17 protein-coding genes are annotated in these 16115 nt (G+C 66.4%); 1 reads left to right on the forward strand and 16 read right to left on the reverse strand.

Annotated elements, in window-relative coordinates:
- The 6 genes from ACXJKJ_RS23310 to ACXJKJ_RS23335 all read right to left on the reverse strand — a co-directional run.
- The coding region (locus ACXJKJ_RS23310) for an FGGY family carbohydrate kinase (protein WP_457392859.1) at positions 1-449 on the reverse strand (449 nt) is incomplete at its 3' end.
- A complete protein-coding gene (locus tag ACXJKJ_RS23315; RefSeq protein ID WP_056193159.1) occupies positions 449-1681 on the reverse strand; it encodes an ROK family protein in 1233 nt (410 codons plus the stop codon). The genes ACXJKJ_RS23310 and ACXJKJ_RS23315, both read right to left, overlap by 1 nt.
- Positions 1682-1832: 151 nt before the next feature.
- Positions 1833-2663, reverse strand: coding sequence for a 3-keto-disaccharide hydrolase (locus tag ACXJKJ_RS23320; RefSeq protein ID WP_457392862.1), 831 nt, complete (start codon positions 2661-2663; stop codon positions 1833-1835).
- A gap of 147 nt (positions 2664-2810) precedes the next feature.
- Positions 2811-4091 (reverse strand): L-fuconate dehydratase, encoded by a 1281-nt coding sequence (locus ACXJKJ_RS23325; RefSeq protein ID WP_457392865.1) that lies wholly within the window; start codon positions 4089-4091, stop codon positions 2811-2813.
- Positions 4088-4942 carry an ureidoglycolate lyase gene (locus tag ACXJKJ_RS23330; protein WP_457392868.1) on the reverse strand — a complete coding sequence of 285 codons (855 nt, stop codon included), beginning with the start codon at positions 4940-4942 and terminating at the stop codon, positions 4088-4090. The genes ACXJKJ_RS23325 and ACXJKJ_RS23330 overlap by 4 nt, the downstream gene beginning before the upstream one ends.
- 50 nt (positions 4943-4992) lie before the next feature.
- Positions 4993-5745, reverse strand: a complete 753-nt coding sequence (locus ACXJKJ_RS23335; protein ID WP_056193466.1) for an SDR family oxidoreductase — start codon at positions 5743-5745, stop codon at positions 4993-4995.
- 330 nt (positions 5746-6075) lie between these two features.
- Between ACXJKJ_RS23335 and ACXJKJ_RS23340 the strand changes: the two genes are divergently transcribed.
- Positions 6076-7344: a GGDEF domain-containing protein gene (locus ACXJKJ_RS23340; RefSeq protein WP_457392871.1), complete on the forward strand. Its 1269-nt coding sequence runs from the start codon at positions 6076-6078 to the stop codon at positions 7342-7344.
- A 12-nt stretch (positions 7345-7356) separates the two neighbouring features.
- Here ACXJKJ_RS23340 and ACXJKJ_RS23345 read toward each other — a convergent pair whose 3' ends face one another.
- The 10 genes from ACXJKJ_RS23345 to ACXJKJ_RS23390 form a co-directional block, all read right to left on the reverse strand.
- Positions 7357-8334 (reverse strand): YeiH family protein, encoded by a 978-nt coding sequence (locus ACXJKJ_RS23345; RefSeq protein ID WP_457392874.1) that lies wholly within the window; start codon positions 8332-8334, stop codon positions 7357-7359.
- An 81-nt stretch (positions 8335-8415) separates the two neighbouring features.
- On the reverse strand, positions 8416-9189 hold the full coding sequence (locus ACXJKJ_RS23350; RefSeq protein ID WP_457392876.1) for a ferredoxin--NADP reductase: 774 nt from the start codon (positions 9187-9189) through the stop codon (positions 8416-8418).
- The gene (locus ACXJKJ_RS23355) at positions 9186-9485 is read right to left on the reverse strand and encodes a gamma-butyrobetaine hydroxylase-like domain-containing protein (protein ID WP_457392879.1); all 300 of its coding nucleotides are present in this window, start codon (positions 9483-9485) and stop codon (positions 9186-9188) included. The genes ACXJKJ_RS23350 and ACXJKJ_RS23355 overlap by 4 nt, the downstream gene beginning before the upstream one ends.
- The gene (locus ACXJKJ_RS23360) at positions 9485-10345 is read right to left on the reverse strand and encodes an ABC transporter ATP-binding protein (protein ID WP_235531857.1); all 861 of its coding nucleotides are present in this window, start codon (positions 10343-10345) and stop codon (positions 9485-9487) included. Before ACXJKJ_RS23360 ends, ACXJKJ_RS23355 begins: the two co-directional genes overlap by 1 nt.
- A 5-nt stretch (positions 10346-10350) precedes the next feature.
- Positions 10351-11301 carry an ABC transporter permease gene (locus tag ACXJKJ_RS23365; protein WP_056193470.1) on the reverse strand — a complete coding sequence of 317 codons (951 nt, stop codon included), beginning with the start codon at positions 11299-11301 and terminating at the stop codon, positions 10351-10353.
- Positions 11302-11306: 5 nt separating this feature from the next.
- Positions 11307-12770 carry an ABC transporter substrate-binding protein gene (locus ACXJKJ_RS23370; protein WP_457355569.1) on the reverse strand — a complete coding sequence of 488 codons (1464 nt, stop codon included), beginning with the start codon at positions 12768-12770 and terminating at the stop codon, positions 11307-11309.
- A 70-nt stretch (positions 12771-12840) separates the two neighbouring features.
- Positions 12841-13179 (reverse strand): ferredoxin FdxA, encoded by a 339-nt coding sequence (gene fdxA, locus ACXJKJ_RS23375; RefSeq protein ID WP_457326261.1) that lies wholly within the window; start codon positions 13177-13179, stop codon positions 12841-12843.
- Complete coding sequence (locus ACXJKJ_RS23380) at positions 13176-14129, reverse strand: HEAT repeat domain-containing protein (protein ID WP_457392882.1); 954 nt, start codon at positions 14127-14129, stop codon at positions 13176-13178. The genes fdxA and ACXJKJ_RS23380 overlap by 4 nt, the downstream gene beginning before the upstream one ends.
- A gap of 2 nt (positions 14130-14131) precedes the next feature.
- A complete protein-coding gene (locus ACXJKJ_RS23385; RefSeq protein WP_201804485.1) occupies positions 14132-14365 on the reverse strand; it encodes a 4Fe-4S dicluster domain-containing protein in 234 nt (77 codons plus the stop codon).
- Between the two features lie 13 nt (positions 14366-14378).
- Positions 14379-16106: a fumarate reductase/succinate dehydrogenase flavoprotein subunit gene (locus tag ACXJKJ_RS23390; RefSeq protein ID WP_457392885.1), complete on the reverse strand. Its 1728-nt coding sequence runs from the start codon at positions 16104-16106 to the stop codon at positions 14379-14381.
- Positions 16107-16115: the final 9 nt, after the last annotated feature.

The raw sequence follows: 16115 nt of genomic DNA on the forward strand, positions 1-16115 counted from the left end.
CTGGCCACGCGCTCGAAGACTTCGGGCTCGTGCTTCTTCACCCACAGCAGCTTCGGGGCGGTGAAGCCGGGCATGGCGAGGTTGCCGGCGATGTCGTGCAGGCGCGGCGCGGTGGTTGTCAGCTCGTCGCACTCGGCGTGGCTGCGGCCGTCGTTCCACAGGATGGCCGGGCGCAGCACGGCGTCGTCAGCGCCCAGCAGCACCGCGCCATGCATCTGGCCGGACAGGCCGATGCCGCGCACGGCGGCGAACTCGGTCGGGTGGGTCGTGCGCAATTGGGCGACGGCGGTGCCGGTCGCGCGCCACCAGTCGGATGGATTCTGCTCGGACCACAGAGGTTCCGGTGCCGACAGCGTCAATGCGCTGCCTGCGGTACCAACGATGCGACCGCTGTCGTCAAGCAACAGCAGCTTGACTTCCGAGGTACCCAGATCAATGCCGAGAAACATCAAGCAGCCTCCGCTGTTTCAAGAAAAATGGTTCCACCGTCAGCCAGAGGTAACGCGGGGCGGGTCAGTCGATAACGTGCCAGCGCTGCAGCGCCGACAGCGACGGCGTTGACGCCGAAGCGCGACGTGCGCACGATCGGCGGTGGCAAACCGGCTGCAGCGGCATAGGCGTTCAGCGTATCCAGCGCCGGCTTAAGGAATGGTTCCCCCAGCTCGATCGCGGCACCACCGAGAACGATGCACGCGGGGTCGTAAGTGGCAGACAGGTTCTGCAGCAGCACGCCGAGGTAGCGTCCGGCGGAGGCGACGGCATTCTGGGTCTCAGGGTCGTTCCCCAACAGATGGCTGCGTATCCGAGACAGCGAGGTCATCTCCGTCCCCCTGCCGTAGCCCCGCTGCATGGCGCCCATCGAGATCAGCGCCTCCGCGCAGCCCCGGCGCCCGCAGGAACAACGCGGACCATCGAGTTGCAGCACGGTGTGCCCCACTTCGCCAGCGAAACCTCGGTTGCCGGTCAGCAGCCGGTCACCGACGATGACACCGGCACCGAGGCCCTCGCTGATGGAGACGTAGAGCAATGGGTCCGCTGCGGTCGAGGAGTTGAACTCCACTTCGCCAACCGCGGCGACAGCAGCTTCGTTCTGAAGGAAGAGCGGCACGTGCGCCAGCGGGGAGTCAGCCAGTCTTTCGGCCAGCAGTGCTGCGAATGGCACATCGCGCCAGCCCAGGTTGGGCGCGAATCGAAGCACGCCACGCGCTGCATCGACGCCGCCGGGCAAGCCGACACCGATACCCAGCGCCTGCTCGCTGGCGGCGAGCTGCCCGAAGACCTTCAGCAGCGATGCGGCAAGTACTCGAATGCACGACTTGGCCGAGCGAATGGCACCGTAGCTGGCGACAGTTTCTGCACGTATCTCGCCCGTGAGGGACGTGGCAACCACGCGCACGGAGTCGACGCCGACTTCGGCACCGAGCAGCAGCAGTCGGGTTGGATCGATGAACAAGGGCGTGGGGCGGCGACCCATGTCGCCTGTCGGGACGATTTCGCGCTCGACCAGCCAACCCTCGGTAATCAATTCACGGGCGAGCAGGCCGACGGTGGATTTAGTCAGGCCCACCACAGCAGCCAGATCGGCTCGTGACTGACCTGGTTTGGCGCACAGTTGCCTGACGAGCGCCATGCGATTGATGACTTTGAGGAGCTGTTGGCTCGCGGCGGCTTCGACCTGCAAGGCACTTCTCCCTGATGAACTTTCGTGGTCGGACCACAACTTGTCGTTGTGTTTTTGGTATGACCAATGTTAGTTGGGGCGATGGACAAAGTAAATAGGGGCGCGCGGCTTCGTCATCGCAGGCCGCGAGTCACGGCAGCAGCAGGAGATTTCACCGAGGCACTCCCGGAGCCTGTTGCCCGGTCCGGGAAGTGGTGGGAAGGGATCGGATCCTGATGTTCCGAAACCATACGGGCTGCGATTCCGCCTGCAGCGCGATATGGCCGAATGACAACTGCAGGGGAGCACCGGCATCCAGCAGGGCCTTTGCGCTGTCCTCCCTGGGATCAAGCTGGGGGTGCTGATAGCGCAGGACCTCGACGCCATTGACGCGATGGACGACTTCCTCGTTGCCTCGAACCTCGACCTCCACCGCTACCCACTCATCCAGGGGGAACAATTTCGAGGTCGACTCGATGATGTGGTCTGTCACCAGCCGGCCCTTCATCTCGAGGTTGGTGCCAGGCGTGCACACATTTCCCGYCTGGCGGCCCGCCGTTGCGCCCGCGCTGAGGAACTGGAATTCCATGCTGGCAGGCCAGGCCTGGTTGAGCCCCATCGTCCAGGGCGACTGTGAATGGATCATCACGCCGCTGTTGAGTTTGGCCCAGGGTGGGGCATCTGCAACGGCAGTGCCCGTGATCCGGTACTCGAGCCTAAGGATGTAGTTGGCGTAGGCCAGGTTGGAGTACAGATGGCCGAACTGTTCGTCGAACTTGCCGTAGCCGTCATAGCTGACCTTGATCACGCCGTCTTCCACCCGAAACGTGTTTGCGTAGTTGTCTCCAAGCGGATGCTTGTTGATCTTCACGGTCCATCCGGAAAGGTCGCGGCCATTGAACAGCGAATGCCATTCGCCCTCGTCCTGCGCACTCGCGTGGGCTGGGGCCAGGAGGGAGATGCACAGGCTGGCCAGCAGCGCTGACGGAGATCGGTTCTTCATGACGTGGACCTATCCGGGAAAAGGCAAAATCGCGCGGTCTCTTTCAAGGCCGCGCGTTGGTGCTGGAACGGTTCTGGCGAGTTATTGCCGACCGTCGGAAAAATCGATGCCGGACCGAGGGCGTACTTGAAGGCGCGATGAGTCCCTTCAGCCCGCGAACCGGTACTGCTCCAGCGAGGCCGGTTTCATCGTGATCGAAAAGCCAGGTGCTTCGGGCGGCATGTAGGCCGCGCCGCGCACGACACAGGGGTCGACGAAGTGCTCATGCAGGTGATCCACGTACTCGATGACACGGCCGTCACGCGTGCCGGCAATGCAGAGGTAGTCGATCATGGACAGGTGCTGCACGTACTCGCACAGGCCCACGCCACCGGCATGCGGGCAGACGGGCAGGCCGTGCTTGGCGGCCATCAGCATGACGGCCAGGATCTCGTTGACGCCGCCCAGGCGGCAGCTGTCGATCTGCACCACGTCGATGGCGCCGCGCATCATGAACTGCTTGAACAGGATGCGGTTCTGGCACATCTCGCCGGTGGCGACCTGCATGGGCGCGATGGCCTGCCGAATGGCACGGTGGCCTTCGACGTCGTCGGGGCTGGTCGGTTCCTCGATGAACCAGGGCTTGGCAAAGGCCAGGTCCTTGAGCCAGTCGATGGCCACGGGAACATCCCAGACCTGATTGGCGTCGATCATCAGCTTGCGGTCCGGCCCCAGCACCTCGCGAGCGATACGCAGGCGGCGGATGTCGTCCTCGCGGTCGCGGCCGACCTTGAGCTTGACGTGGTTGAAGCCCGCGTCCACAGCCTCCTGGCACAGCCGGCGCAGCTTGTCGTCGGGGTAGCCCAGCCAGCCGGCCGAGGTCGTGTAGCAGGGGTAGCCCTCGCGCTCCAGCGTGGCCAGGCGCTCGGCCTTGCCCTCTGCTGCGCGGGTCAGCAGCGCCAGCGCCTCGTCGGGTGTGATGCAGTCGGTGATGTAGCGGAAGTCGATGCAGCGCACCAGCTCGGCCGGGCTCATGTCGGCCACCAGGCGCCACACCGGCTTGCCCTCGGCCTTGGCCCACAAGTCCCATACGGCATTGACGACGGCGCCGGTGGCGAGGTGGATGGCGCCCTTGTCGGGCCCGATCCAGCGCAGTTGGCTGTCCGACGTGACGTGGCGCCAGAAGCGGCCCATGTCGGCGGCAATCCAGCTCAGCTCCAGGCCGACAACCAGGTGGCGCATGGCCTCAATGGCGCGGCAGCAGATATCGTTGCCACGGCCGATGGTGAAGGTCAGGCCATGGCCTTCCAGGCCCGGCGTGTCGGTTTCAAGGATGACGTAGGCGGCCGAGTAGTCCGGGTCGGGGTTCATCGCGTCCGAACCGTCGAGGTGCTGCGACGTCGGGAAGCGCACATCCACCGTGCGCAGGCCTGTGATGCGGGTGGTCATGCTGCGACGGTCTTCTGCGTTTGAACGCCCAGGCCCTGGATGCCCAGGCGCATGGTCTGGCCGGGCTTCAGGTACAGCGGCGGCTTCTGGCCCAGGCCGACGCCGGGCGGCGTGCCGGTGGAGATGATGTCGCCGGGCTGCAGGCTCATGAACTTGCTCAGGTAGCTGACGATCTGCGCAACGCCGAACACCATGGTGCGCGTGTTGCCGTTCTGGAAGCGCCGGCCGTCGATCTCCAGCCAGAGGTCGAGTTGCTGCGGGTCGGCCACCTCGTCGGCCGTGACGAGCCAGGGGCCGATGGGGCCGAAGGTGTCGCAACCCTTGCCCTTGTCCCACTGCGTGCCGCGCTCGAGCTGCCATTCGCGCTCTGACACGTCATTGACGACGCAGTAGCCGGCCACATGCTTCATCGCGTCGGCTTCCTCGATGTAGCGGCCACCTTCGCCGATGACGACGCCCAGCTCCACCTCCCAGTCGGTCTTGAGCGAGCCGCGCGGGATCTGCACCGCGTCATCGGGGCCGCAGATGGCGCTGGTCCACTTGGCGAAGACGACGGGCTCGGTCGGCACGGCCAAGCCGGACTCGGCAGCGTGATCGGCGTAGTTCAGGCCGATGCAGATGAACTTGCCGACGCGGCCGACGCAGGGGCCGAGGCGCAGGTCCTGCTGGGGTGTGCCTTCGACGAGCGGCAGCGAGCTGGCGTCGACGGCGCGCAGGCGCTCCAGCGCCGCGGGGGTCAGCACGTCGCCCGCGACATCGTCGACAAGGCCCGAGAGGTCGCGCACGCGGCCGTTGTCATCGAGCAGGCCGGGGCGTTCTTGGCCCACAGGGCCGTAGCGAAGGAGTTTCATGGGAAGTTCGTTATTGACGGATCGGGAGATATGCCGAAATGACGCGCGCCTTAGATCGTGACGCCACCATCCACGCAAACGGCCTGCCCGGTGATGAAGCGCGACGCGTCGCTGAGCAGGAAGACGACGAGCGGTGCGATGTCGTCGACTGTGGCCAGCCGGCCCATGGGCTGGCGGGCGATGAAGTCTTTCTCGGCCTGCACGGGATCGGCCGCCGCAGCGATCCGCCCGCGCAGGGACGGTGTGTCCACCGTGCCAGGGCAAAGGGCGTTGCAGCGCAAGCCTTGCTTGACGAAGTCCGCAGCGACTGCCTTGCTCAAGCCGATGACGGCCGCCTTGGTCGTGCCGTAGGCGAAGCGGTTCGCAAAGCCCTTCACCGAAGAGGCCATGGATGCCATGTTCAGCACCGAGGCGCCGCCGCCGTGGCGTGCGGCCTCTGCGAGCATGCCCGGCAGGAAGGCGCGCAGCGTGCGCAGCATGCTCTTCACGTTCAGGTCCATGCTGAAGTCCCAGGCCGCTTCGTCGCAGTCGAGCACCGTGCCGTGATGCACGAAGCCGGCGCAGTTGAACAGCCCGTGCAGAGCAGGGAGCCGACCGGCCAGGCTCTGCACCGACAGGGTGTCGCGGACATCGAGAACCTCGGTACGCAGCGCCGAAGACGCCGCTTCCCGGGCCAGCGCGGCCAAGCCGCTCTCCTGGATGTCCGTGGCGATCACCTCGGCACCCGCCGCAAGGCAGGCCAGGGCGCTTGCACGTCCGATTCCCTGTGCTGCTGCGGTGATCAGAACGGTCTTGCCCGTCAGGCAGGCGGAAGGGGCGTGGAAGTCACTCACGATGGTCAGGGTATTGAAGGTCTGACCAGTGTAGGCGAACATGGCATAAATCGTTAAATTGGCCTTACCAATTTCAATTATCGAAGGCGCTGGCGCCCATCGAACCGATTCGCGGCAGTTGGCCAGGCCGCGTTTTTCATGGATTGCCGTCGACGGCGATTTGCCCCGTGAGGCGAGCGCTTCGTTGTGCCGGCGCCCGCCTTTGGATCTAGAGTGCACAGGACGCGAATGCCGAAGTTTGATGGCGTGCAATCTGACCTGACCAGCATCAGATTCCTCATGGGAGGGATCGTGCTCACCGTGGCCGTGCTGGGTGTTCACATGATGCTGCCCGCGCGAACTCTGGATCTGCTGGAGCCGGGCGTGAGCAAGCATTTCCTGGAAGCCCCCCCTCAGGCCGGCGAGGAAGCCGCGGTGCAGTGGGTGGACGCCGGGCGGTTGCGATGGCGTTGCCAATACGTCGTCTCCGGGAAGTACCAGCCGTGCGTCCTGACCTATCTGCTGACCGGCGACGATCTCAGCCGCGGCCGGGATCTGAGCGGTTTTGACCACATCGAGCTGGAACTGGACTACCAAGGGCCGGCGCCATTCCTGCATCTTGATATCCGGAATTTCGATCCGCGCTTCTCCAGGCTCGAGGACGCCAACAGCTCGCGGATGCACGCGGTCACGCTTCGAAGGCGAGACGTTGAGCAACCGGTGCGCATCAAGTTGAGCGAACTCAACGTGCCCGACTGGTGGGTCCAGATGTTCAATCTGCCTCGCGAGTACAACCAGCCGAGCCTGGACAACGCGACGTCGTTGTCCATCGGCATTCCCGGAGAGCTGACCGGCCAGCACCATGAACTGCAGCTTCGCCGCCTGGTGCTGAAGGGCGAATGGATCGGCGACGACCGCGTCTACCTGGGCATCCTGCTTGCCTGGCTTTTTGGTGCTTGCGCCATGGTGTTGCGTGGCTGGCAGCGACTGCGCCTGAGCCATCGCCGCCAGCAGCGGGAGATCGATGCCTTGACCGCGCGCACGCGTCAGTTGCGCATCGAGCAGGAGAACCTGCGCCGCCTGGCTACGGTCGATGAACTGACCGGTGTGTTGAACCGGCGCGGCCTGGAGCAATCGCTGGGTGACATGGAAGAGGCGGCACAGGGGATGTCGCTCGTGCTGCTGGACATCGACCACTTCAAGCATGTCAACGACCGCCATGGCCATGATTGCGGCGACGAGGTATTGCGCCGCGTTGCGGCCATCGTCGCGGCCAACCTGCGCGCGAGCGATGTCATCGGTCGCTGGGGCGGCGAGGAGTTCCTGATCGCCTGCCAGGGCACGCGTGTGCGTGATGCCGCCCGCCTGGCCGAGAAGCTTCGCGAACGCGTGCAGCAGAGCGAGGTCAGCTGTACTGCGGGCCGCCTCGCAATCACCGCCAGCTTCGGCGTGGCGCTGTCGCCGCCGGGAGGGTCGGCTGCGAACGCCCTCAAGCGGGCCGACGAGGCCCTGTATCGCGCCAAGGAGGCCGGCCGGAACCGCGTCGAGATAGACAGGACGCTGCAGAGCGACTCACCGACCACGGTCTGATTTGTTGGACCCTCAATAAAACCGCAATCCCCAGGCGGCGGCGAGCGAAACGGCTGCAAGCCACAAGCTCGTCGCCACCATCAGCAGGATGGGCCGCCAACCTGCGCTGGCGAGGTGCGGGAACGACGTCTTCATGCCGAGCCCGGCCACCCCCAGCATGAGGCAGGCGCGCGAGGCGAGATTGAGCTGCTCCTGCACTGGCCGCAGGCATCCCAGCGAGTTGAGCGTCGCCAGCGCGACGAACAGCCACAGAAAGCCCGGCACCAGCCCGCCGAGTCGCATCACCATCGGTCGTGCCGTGGGCGGCGGCTCGTCGGCCGAAGTGCGGCAGGCGATGGACACGCCCAGCACGACGATGAAGAGCAGGCTGACGCGCAACAGTTTGACGATGGAGGCCGCGTCGCCGGCGGCCGCAGAGATCGAATAGCCCGCTACCACCACCTGCGCCACGTCATGGATGCTTCCGCCGATGAAGAGGCCAGCACCAGCCGGCGACAGCTGCAACTGCCGCGCGATCAGTGGGTAGGCCACCATCGCCGCCGTCGACAGCAGCGTGGCCAAGACGGCCACGACGAGCGCGTGGCGTTCGTTCGGCGTCTCCCCCTCACCGGCACGCGGCAGCACCGCACCAATCGCCAGCGCCGCCGAGGCGCCGCAGATGGCCGTGGCGCCGCCCGCCAGCACGCCGAGCGCCCACGGCAGGCGCAGTGCCTTAGCCAGCCACCGACCGCACAGGAGGGTGCTGGCGACCGCGAACAACACGACAAGCAAGGTCGGCCAACCGAGCCCGGCGACCTGCTCCCAGCTGATGCGCGCACCCAGCAGCCCCACGCCCAGGCGCAGCAGCGTGCGGCCGCAGAAGTCCACACCAGCGGCCGTGCGGTCCTGCGGGCTCTGGCTGTGCAGCGCCGCGCCGAACAGCAGCGCATACAACATCGGCGGCCCCTGATACAGCGCGGCAACGAATGACGCAGCCAAAGCGATCAGCACGCAGGTCGCCCAACCCGGCCAGACTCGCCGCAGGGCCTGGCCATGAGCGTCGAAGAAGGCAGCCCGTGCCAGCATGGCCGTTCACTTCTCGACGAAGGCCCGCTCGATGACGAAATGCCCGGGATGGCTCATATTGCCCTCGGTCATGCCCATCTCGTCGAACACCGCGCGCGTGTCGCGCAACATCTCGGGGCTGCCGCACAGCATGAAGCGGTCGTTCTCCTTGCACAGTGGCGGCAGGCCGATGTCGCTGGGCAGCTTGCCGTTGGCCATCAGCGTCGGGATGCGCCCCTGGTTGCGGAAGGGCTCGCGCGTGACGGTCGGGTAGTAGATGAGCTTGTCGCGCACCTGGTCGCCGAAGAATTCGTTGTCGGGCAGCTCGCGCGTGATGATGTCCTCGTAGGCCAGCTCGCTCACCTGGCGGCAGCCATGCACGAGGATGACCTTCTCGTAGAGCTCATAGACGTCGGGGTCGCGCACGATGGCCATGAAGGGCGCCAGGCCCGTGCCGGTGGCCAGCAGGTAGAGATGCCGACCGGCCAGCAGGTTCTGCGTGACGAGGGTGCCCGAGGCCTTGCGGCCGATGTGCACCGTGTCGCCGACCTGGATGTGCTGCAGGCGCGAGGTCAGAGGGCCGTCGGGCACCTTGATGCTGAGGAACTCCAGCGTGTCGTCCCAGTGCGGGCTGACGACGCTGTAGGCGCGCAGCAGCGGCTTGCCGTCGACCATCAGGCCGATCATCGTGAACTGCCCGCTCCGGAAGCGAAAGCCCGGGTCGCGGGTGCAGGTGAAGGAGAACTGGCGGTCGGTCCAGTGGCGGACGTCCAGCACCTTGGCGTCGAAAAGAATGCTCATGCGCAAGGCTCCAGGCAGAGTTGATGCAGATAGGGCCAGGGGTAGATGCCGCGGTCGTGGCCGTCGCTGAAGACGAGCTGCAGGCCCTGCGGCCCGACCGGGTGAAGGCCGGTGAGCTGTGTGTCGACGGGCGCCTGCACGGGCTCGCCGCTGCGCCGGCGCTGCTCGCAACCGGCACATTTGCAGGCGGCGCGCAGCACCGGGCCACTGAGGCGGGCGGCGCGGCCGTCGGCCCAGGCCAGCGCCAGCACGCCGCTGGCCTGGTGCCAGACGACTTCGGTGGGAACGGCGTCCATCAGACGAGGTGCTCCACGCCCTGCGGGCCGATCTCGGTGCACAGGCCCGCCAGCCCGCCTTCGCTCAGTTCGCCCCCCATGGCCGCGATGCTTTCCTCGCGGATCAGGCCCTTGATCTGGCGCACCATGGCGACGAACTCGGGCTCGGAGGTCATGTCCGGCGTGCGCGGCCGCGGCAGCGGCACGTCCAGCTCGGCCTTGATGCGTCCGGGCCTTGCCGTCATCACGTAGATGCGGTCGGACAGGAACACCGCCTCCTCGATGTCGTGCGTGATGAAGAGCACCGAGATGCGCAGGCGCTGCCACATATTGGTCAGGATCTCCTGCATCACCACGCGGGTCTGAGAGTCGAGGGCGCCGAAGGGCTCGTCCATCAGCAGCACCTGCGGGCTGGTGGCCAGCGCGCGGACGATGCCCACGCGCTGCTTCATGCCGCCGGAGAGTTGGTCGGGGTAGTGGTTCTCGAAGGACAGCAGGCCGGCCAGCCCCAGCAGCGTGCGCGCCTGCGCCTCGCGGTCGCTGGCCGACGCACCCTTCATGCGCAGCCCGAACTCCACGTTCGCACGCACCGTCATCCATGGGAAGAGCGAGTACTGCTGGAACACGACGCCGCGGTCCGAGCCCGGGCCCGTGATGGGTTGACCGTCCAGCAGCACCTGACCGCCACTGGGCTTGAGGAAGCCTGCCACCGCGTTCAGCAGCGTGGACTTGCCGCAGCCGGACGGCCCGATCAGCGACACGAACTCGCCGGGCCGCACATGCACGTTGGCGGCGCGCACGGCTTCGAAATCCTGGCCTTTTGAGTGGAAGCGGATGTCCAGCTCGCGCACGTCCACGCGGCCACGGGATGCTGTCGCCATGTCCATCAACGTCCTCCTTGCGAATGGGCCTGCCAGGGCATGGCGAGCTTGGCCAGCAGCCGGATGGCGCCGCTGCACAGCAGCCCCAGCACGCCGATCGTGATCATCCCGAGCGCGATCTCGGCATAGCTGATCAGCGAGTAGGCCTCCCACGTGAAGTAGCCGATGCCGAACTGCCCCGAGATCATCTCGGCGGCGATCAGCGACACCCAGGCCACGCCCATGCCTACCGCCAGGCCCGTGAAGATGTGGGGCAGGGCGCCGGGCAGCACCACGTGCCTGAGCAGGCTGGCCTCGCCCGCGCCCAGCGTGCGGGCGGCGCGCAGCAGCACCGGGTCGATCGCCTCGACACCATGCACGGTGTTGAGCAGGATGGGGAAGAAGGCGCCCAGGAAGGTGATGAAGACGATGCTCACCTCGTTGTCGGGCCACAGCATGATGGACATGGGCACCCAGGCGATGGCCGGGATGGGCCGGAAAACCTCCATCGCCGGCATGGCCAGCCCGCGCACGATGCGGTAGCGGCCGATCAGGATGCCCAGGCCGACGCCCAGGCCCGTGGCCACCAGGAAGCCGAGCAGGATGCGCCGCACGCTGATGCCGATGTTGGTGACGAACTTCGGGCTGGCGTTGACCTCCACCACCTTCTCCAGCACTTGGGCCGGCGTGGGGATGTTGTTGAAGCGGATGTAGGCGTCGAGCTTGTAGCGCGTGGCCAGGTGCCAGAAGAGCAGCACGCTGGCGATGGACAGCGCACCCATCAGCACCGCCGCGCCACGGCCCCGCCAGAAGCGCTGCCGCAGGCTGGGCGCAGCAGCCGCGGGCAACGGCAGGGGCAGCGGCGTGATGCCCTGGCCCACGTGGGCGGGCGGGGCCGCCTTGGGCGCCGCCGCAGGCATTGCAGCAGGCGGCGCCAGGGGCGGCGTGTAGGTTTGGATGCGGGGCAGCGCGCTCATGGTGTTCACTTCACGCTGACCGCGACGACAGTGGCGTTGGCCTGCCCCAGGGCCTCCGCAAAGGTGGCGAGCTTGCCGTGCGTCCTGGCGGCGTAGGCCTCGGCGTCTTTCTTCAGCAGGAAGGGCACGGCCAGCGGCGCCTTGGGGTTGCTGGCGTCGACCGCGTAGAAAGCCTTGTCGGCGACGACCTTGATGCCCAGCTCCTTGTCGTAGAGGTAGGCGACGTTGACCTTCTTGCCCGCCGCCTCGTACTGCTTCACGCCAGCCAGCAGGCAGGCGGGCGAGCTGGCCACGACGATCTCGCCGCTGGACAGCCAGATCTCGCCGGCCTCCTTGGGCCGCGTGACCGGCACCTTGCAGATGGGGTCGTTGCCGGCGATGTCGTAGTTGGCGAGCGTCTGCTTCTGGGCCTCGTAGTCCTGGCCGCGCTGCTTGAAGGCTTCGCGCAGATAGCTCTCGTTGACCCAGGCGACGGCGTCGAACTCCTTCACGCGGCCCAGCTTGGCCAGCACGCCGTGTGCGATCTTGATCGTCTCGACCCAGCGCGGCTTGATGCTCGGGTCCAGCGTGTGGATGCCGCCCGGGCCGAGGAAGAGGTAGACGACCTCCTTCTCGATCTTGGTCCACTCTTCGATCTTGGCGGCGGCCAGCTTGGGGTCCTTGCGCACCCAGTCGTTGGCCTCCATCAAGGCCTTGATGTAGGCCACGACGGCCTCGGGGTATTTGTCGGCGAACTCCTTGCGCACGACGACGCCGTGGAAGGTCGGAACCTTGGTCTGTGCGCCGTCGAAGATCTTGCGGGCAAAGCCCCGCTGCGGCAGCAGGTCGGCGAAGGGCACGAAGTCGCCGTGGGCGTCGATCTTCTTTTCCTGCAGATTGGTGGTGCCCACCTCGGGGCTCTGGCTGACGAGGTTCCAGTAGTCCGCCGGCCAGCCGCGCTCCTGCATCGCCTGCAGCATCATGCCGTGCGCCGCCGAGCCGAAGGGCACCGACACCGTCTTGCCCTTGAGGTCGGCCAGCTCGTAGTAGGGGCTGTCCTTGTGCACCACGACGCCGTTGCCCGAGCCGAAGGCGTTGTAGGCGATGACGGCGACGAGCTGGGTCTCGTTGCCCTTGTTGAGCTGCCCGGTGGCGCCGTTCACCAGCAGCGGGTAGTCGCCCATCATGCCGATCTGCAGCTTGCCGGCGACCATGCCGTTGGTGATGGGCGGGCCGGAGGTGAAGTTCTGCCAGTCGAGCTTCCACTCGATGTTGGCGTACTTGCCCGTCTTGGGCAGGTGCTTCTCCAGCAGCTTGAGCTCCTTGAGCACCACACCGCCGGTGACGGTGTTGGTGGTGGTGTTCTGGGTGCCGATGCCTATCGTCACCACCTCCTTGGCGGCGTGGGCCTGCGGGGCCAGGAAGGCCGCGCAGAGCGCGAGGCACTTCGCGAGGGTGGCGGAAACATGCGAGAGCTGGGGCAACTTCATCTCAATCTCCTGGCAGTCGGGTAGGTTCAGAAGCAGCGGCGCAAGATCGGTGCCTGCGTCGCGCCGGGTCTCAGGCGGGCGCGGCGGTCTCCGTCAGCAGGGCGCGCTTGTGCGTCTGGTTGGCCCAGTGCTCGGCATCGGGCAGCGGTTCCTGTGCGGCAGTGATGAGCGGCCATTGCGCGGCCAGGCGCCGGTTCAGTTCGGCGTATTCGCGCTGTTCGGGGGGCAGGTCCTTCTCGTCGAAGATGGCCTCGACCGGGCACTCCGGTACGCAGACGCCGCAGTCGATGCAGGCGCTGGGGTCGATGACGAGAAAGTCAGGGCCTTCGTGGAAGCACTCCACGGGGCAGGCGGCGACGCAGTCGGTGTACTTGCAGCGGATGCAAGCCTCGGTGACGACGAAGGTCATGCCGCACCTCCATTCATCTGGATGGTGGTGAGTGCGAGCTTGGAGAGCTTGCGCACGTCCGGGTCGGGGTCGCGCAGCGTGCGTTCCAGCGGCGTGATGGCGCGCGGGTCGCCGATCTCGCCCAGCGCGATGACGGCTTCTTTGCGCAGGTTGCTGACCGGGTGGATCAGCGCCTCCACCAGCGCCATCACACCGTCGCGCGCCTTCAGCTTGCCCAAGGACCGAGCGGCCTTCACCCGCACCTGCCAGTACTCGTCGTCCATGGCGCGCACGAGGTTGGGCACGCCCAGCGCCGAGCCCGTCTTGGCGAAGGTCGTGGCGGCTTCCTCACGCACCTGCCAGACCGGGTCGTTGAGGGCACGGCTGAGGGCCGGATGCACGCTGACCTCGGCATCGTTGGCAAAGCTCAGCGCGCCGACCGCGACGCGGCGGACTTCGGCATCTGTGTCGTGTGCCGCCACCTCGGTCAGCGCCGAAATGGCTTGCGGCTTCTTCAGATAGCCCAGCACGCTGACGGCAGCGCGGCGCACCTTGGCGTCGGCATGGGCGAGCGCGGCCATAGCGGGGTCGAAGGCGGCGTCCACGCGCAGGGCTTTTACGGCCTGCAGCGCGGCGGCCTGCACTTCGGGGTCCGCGTCGCCCAGGTAGGGCAGCAGCGCCGTGGCGGAGGCTGAGTCTTTCAGCTCTGCGAGCGTGTAGGCAACGGCCTCGCGCACCTCGGCGTCCGGGTCCTTCAGCAGGGGGGCGAGCGCCGCCAGCACCTCGGGCTCCTCGAAGCCCTCGAGCGCCTTCGCCGCTTCAAGCCGCACGGTGGCGTCGGTATCGGCGAGGGCTGCAACGAGCAGCGGCGCGATGTCGTCTTCCTCGTCGGTGTAGGGCAGGTCGATGACGGCGATGCGGCGCACGCCTGCATCGCTGTTGCGCAGCCGGTCATGGATGGTGGCAAGCATGATCACCTCACCAGGTAGGGGATGTCGACGCGCACGGCGCCGGTGGGGCAGTCCTTCTCGCAGGGCATGCAGTACCAGCATTCATCGAACTTCATGAACGCCTTGTTCTTCGTCAGATCGATGGCCAGCACGTCGAGCGGGCAAACGTCGACGCAGACGGTGCAGCCCTTGTCAGCGATGCACTTGTCCTCGTCGATGACGACGGGAGCCTGGGTTCGGGTCAGGGCGATGGTCATGGTGGTTTCTCCGTTAGGCAGCGGCAGGTGTTGCCACGCGCAGGCGCTGGTAGGCGGACTTCTCTTCCTCGTTCAGCTCCACGACGTAGGGCTCCACCTCGCGCTTGCGGAACACCGCGTTGCCATTGGCATCGCTGGTCACGTTGGTGTGGCAGAACCAGTCGGCGTCGTTCTTCTCGGGGTGGTCCACACGCAGGTGGTACAGGCCCCAGCGGCTCTCGGTGCGGAACAGCGAAGCGCGTGCCGCCAGCTCGGCGCAGTCACGGATGGTGTGGGCCTCCATCGCACGCATCAGCTCGTGCGGGTCGGCCGCGCCCATGTGCTGCAAGTCCTCGCGGATCTCGTCGAAGCGCTGCAGGCCGATCTCCATCTTGCGGGTGACCTTGGGCGGCTGCAGGTAGTCGTTGACGATGCGGCGCGTCTTGTACTCAACCTGGAATGGCGTCAGGCCGTCGACCTTGCCCAGCGGCGCGTAGACGCGGGCCTTTTCCTTTTCCACCTGGCCCGCGTCGAAGGCGAGCTGGGAGACACCGCTGACGTAGTCCGCCGCGTTCTCGCCGCAGAACTTGCCGTAGACGAAGGCGCCCAGCATGTAGTTGTGCGGGATGCTGGCGCAGTCGCCGGCCGCGTACAGGCCGGGGATGGAGCATTCGCCGCGCTCGTTGGTCCAGATGCCCGAGGCGCTGTGGCCGCTGCAGAAGCCGATCTCCGAGATGTGCATCTCAATCATCTGCTTGCGGTAGTCGGTGCCGCGGCCCTCGTGGAAGCGGCCGCGGCTGGGGCGCTCGTTGGTGTGCAGGATGTGCTCGATCTCGCTGATCGTTTCTTCAGCCAGGTGATCGAGCTTCAGGAACACCGGGCCCTTGCCGCCTTCGAGTTCGTTGAAGAACTCCATCATCATCTGGCCGCTCCAGTAGTCGCACTCGATGAAGCGCTGGCCGGCGTTGTTGGAGGTGTAGCCGCCGAAGGGGCCGGTCACGTAGGCGCAGGCCGGACCGTTGTAGTCCTTGATCAGCGGGTTGATCTGGAAGCACTCGAGGTTGGTCAACTCGGCGCCGGCGTGATAGGCCATCACGTGCCCCTCACCGCAGTTGGTCGGGTTTTCGTAGGTGCCAAACAGATAGCCACTGGCGGGCAGGCCCAGACGCCCGGCCGCACCCGTGCAGATGACCACTGCCTTGGCCTTGATGACGTGGAAGTCTGCCGTGCGGCAGTCAAAGCCCATGACGCCGGCAATCTCGCCGTCCGGGCCGGTCAGCAGGCGGGTCGCGACGACGCGGTTGGTGATCTCCACGCGCGCCCGCTTGAGCTGCCGGTACAGCACCCGCTTCATGTGGTGGCCCTCGGGCATGGGCAGCACATAGCTGCCCAGGTGGTGGACCTTGCGCACCGAGTAGTCGCCGGTCTCGTCCTTCTCGAACTTGATGCCCCAGCGGTCCAGCTCCTCGATCATCGGGAAGCTGTTGGCCGCGTAGGCGTACACCCCCTTCTGGTCGACGATGCCGTCGTTGGCGACGGTGATCTCCTTGGTGTACTGCTCGGGCGTCGCGTGGCCGGGGATGACGGCGTTGTTCAGGCCGTCCATGCCCATGCTGATGGCGCCGCTGCGCTTGACGTTGGCCTTGTCCAGCAGCAGCACGCGCAGCTTGGGGTTCTTCTCCTTGGCCTTGACTGCGGCCATCGGGCCGCCGGTGCCACCGCCAACGATGACGATGTCGTATTCGGTTTCGATCGTGTTCATGTGCAGGCT

This window comes from Roseateles sp. P5_E1, assembly GCF_054049335.1.

Coding starts and splice junctions, on each gene's coding strand:
- ACXJKJ_RS23325 (WP_457392865.1), bottom strand. CDS start 4,091: ATGACCACCCGCATCACAGGCCTGCGCACGGTGGATGTGCGCTTCCCG.
- ACXJKJ_RS23330 (WP_457392868.1), bottom strand. CDS start 4,942: ATGAAACTCCTTCGCTACGGCCCTGTGGGCCAAGAACGCCCCGGCCTG.
- ACXJKJ_RS23350 (WP_457392876.1), bottom strand. CDS start 9,189: ATGAGCATTCTTTTCGACGCCAAGGTGCTGGACGTCCGCCACTGGACC.
- ACXJKJ_RS23355 (WP_457392879.1), bottom strand. CDS start 9,485: ATGGACGCCGTTCCCACCGAAGTCGTCTGGCACCAGGCCAGCGGCGTG.
- ACXJKJ_RS23360 (WP_235531857.1), bottom strand. CDS start 10,345: ATGGCGACAGCATCCCGTGGCCGCGTGGACGTGCGCGAGCTGGACATC.
- ACXJKJ_RS23365 (WP_056193470.1), bottom strand. CDS start 11,301: ATGAGCGCGCTGCCCCGCATCCAAACCTACACGCCGCCCCTGGCGCCG.
- ACXJKJ_RS23370 (WP_457355569.1), bottom strand. CDS start 12,770: ATGAAGTTGCCCCAGCTCTCGCATGTTTCCGCCACCCTCGCGAAGTGC.
- fdxA (WP_457326261.1), bottom strand. CDS start 13,179: ATGACCTTCGTCGTCACCGAGGCTTGCATCCGCTGCAAGTACACCGAC.
- ACXJKJ_RS23380 (WP_457392882.1), bottom strand. CDS start 14,129: ATGCTTGCCACCATCCATGACCGGCTGCGCAACAGCGATGCAGGCGTG.
- ACXJKJ_RS23385 (WP_201804485.1), bottom strand. CDS start 14,365: ATGACCATCGCCCTGACCCGAACCCAGGCTCCCGTCGTCATCGACGAG.
- ACXJKJ_RS23390 (WP_457392885.1), bottom strand. CDS start 16,106: ATGAACACGATCGAAACCGAATACGACATCGTCATCGTTGGCGGTGGC.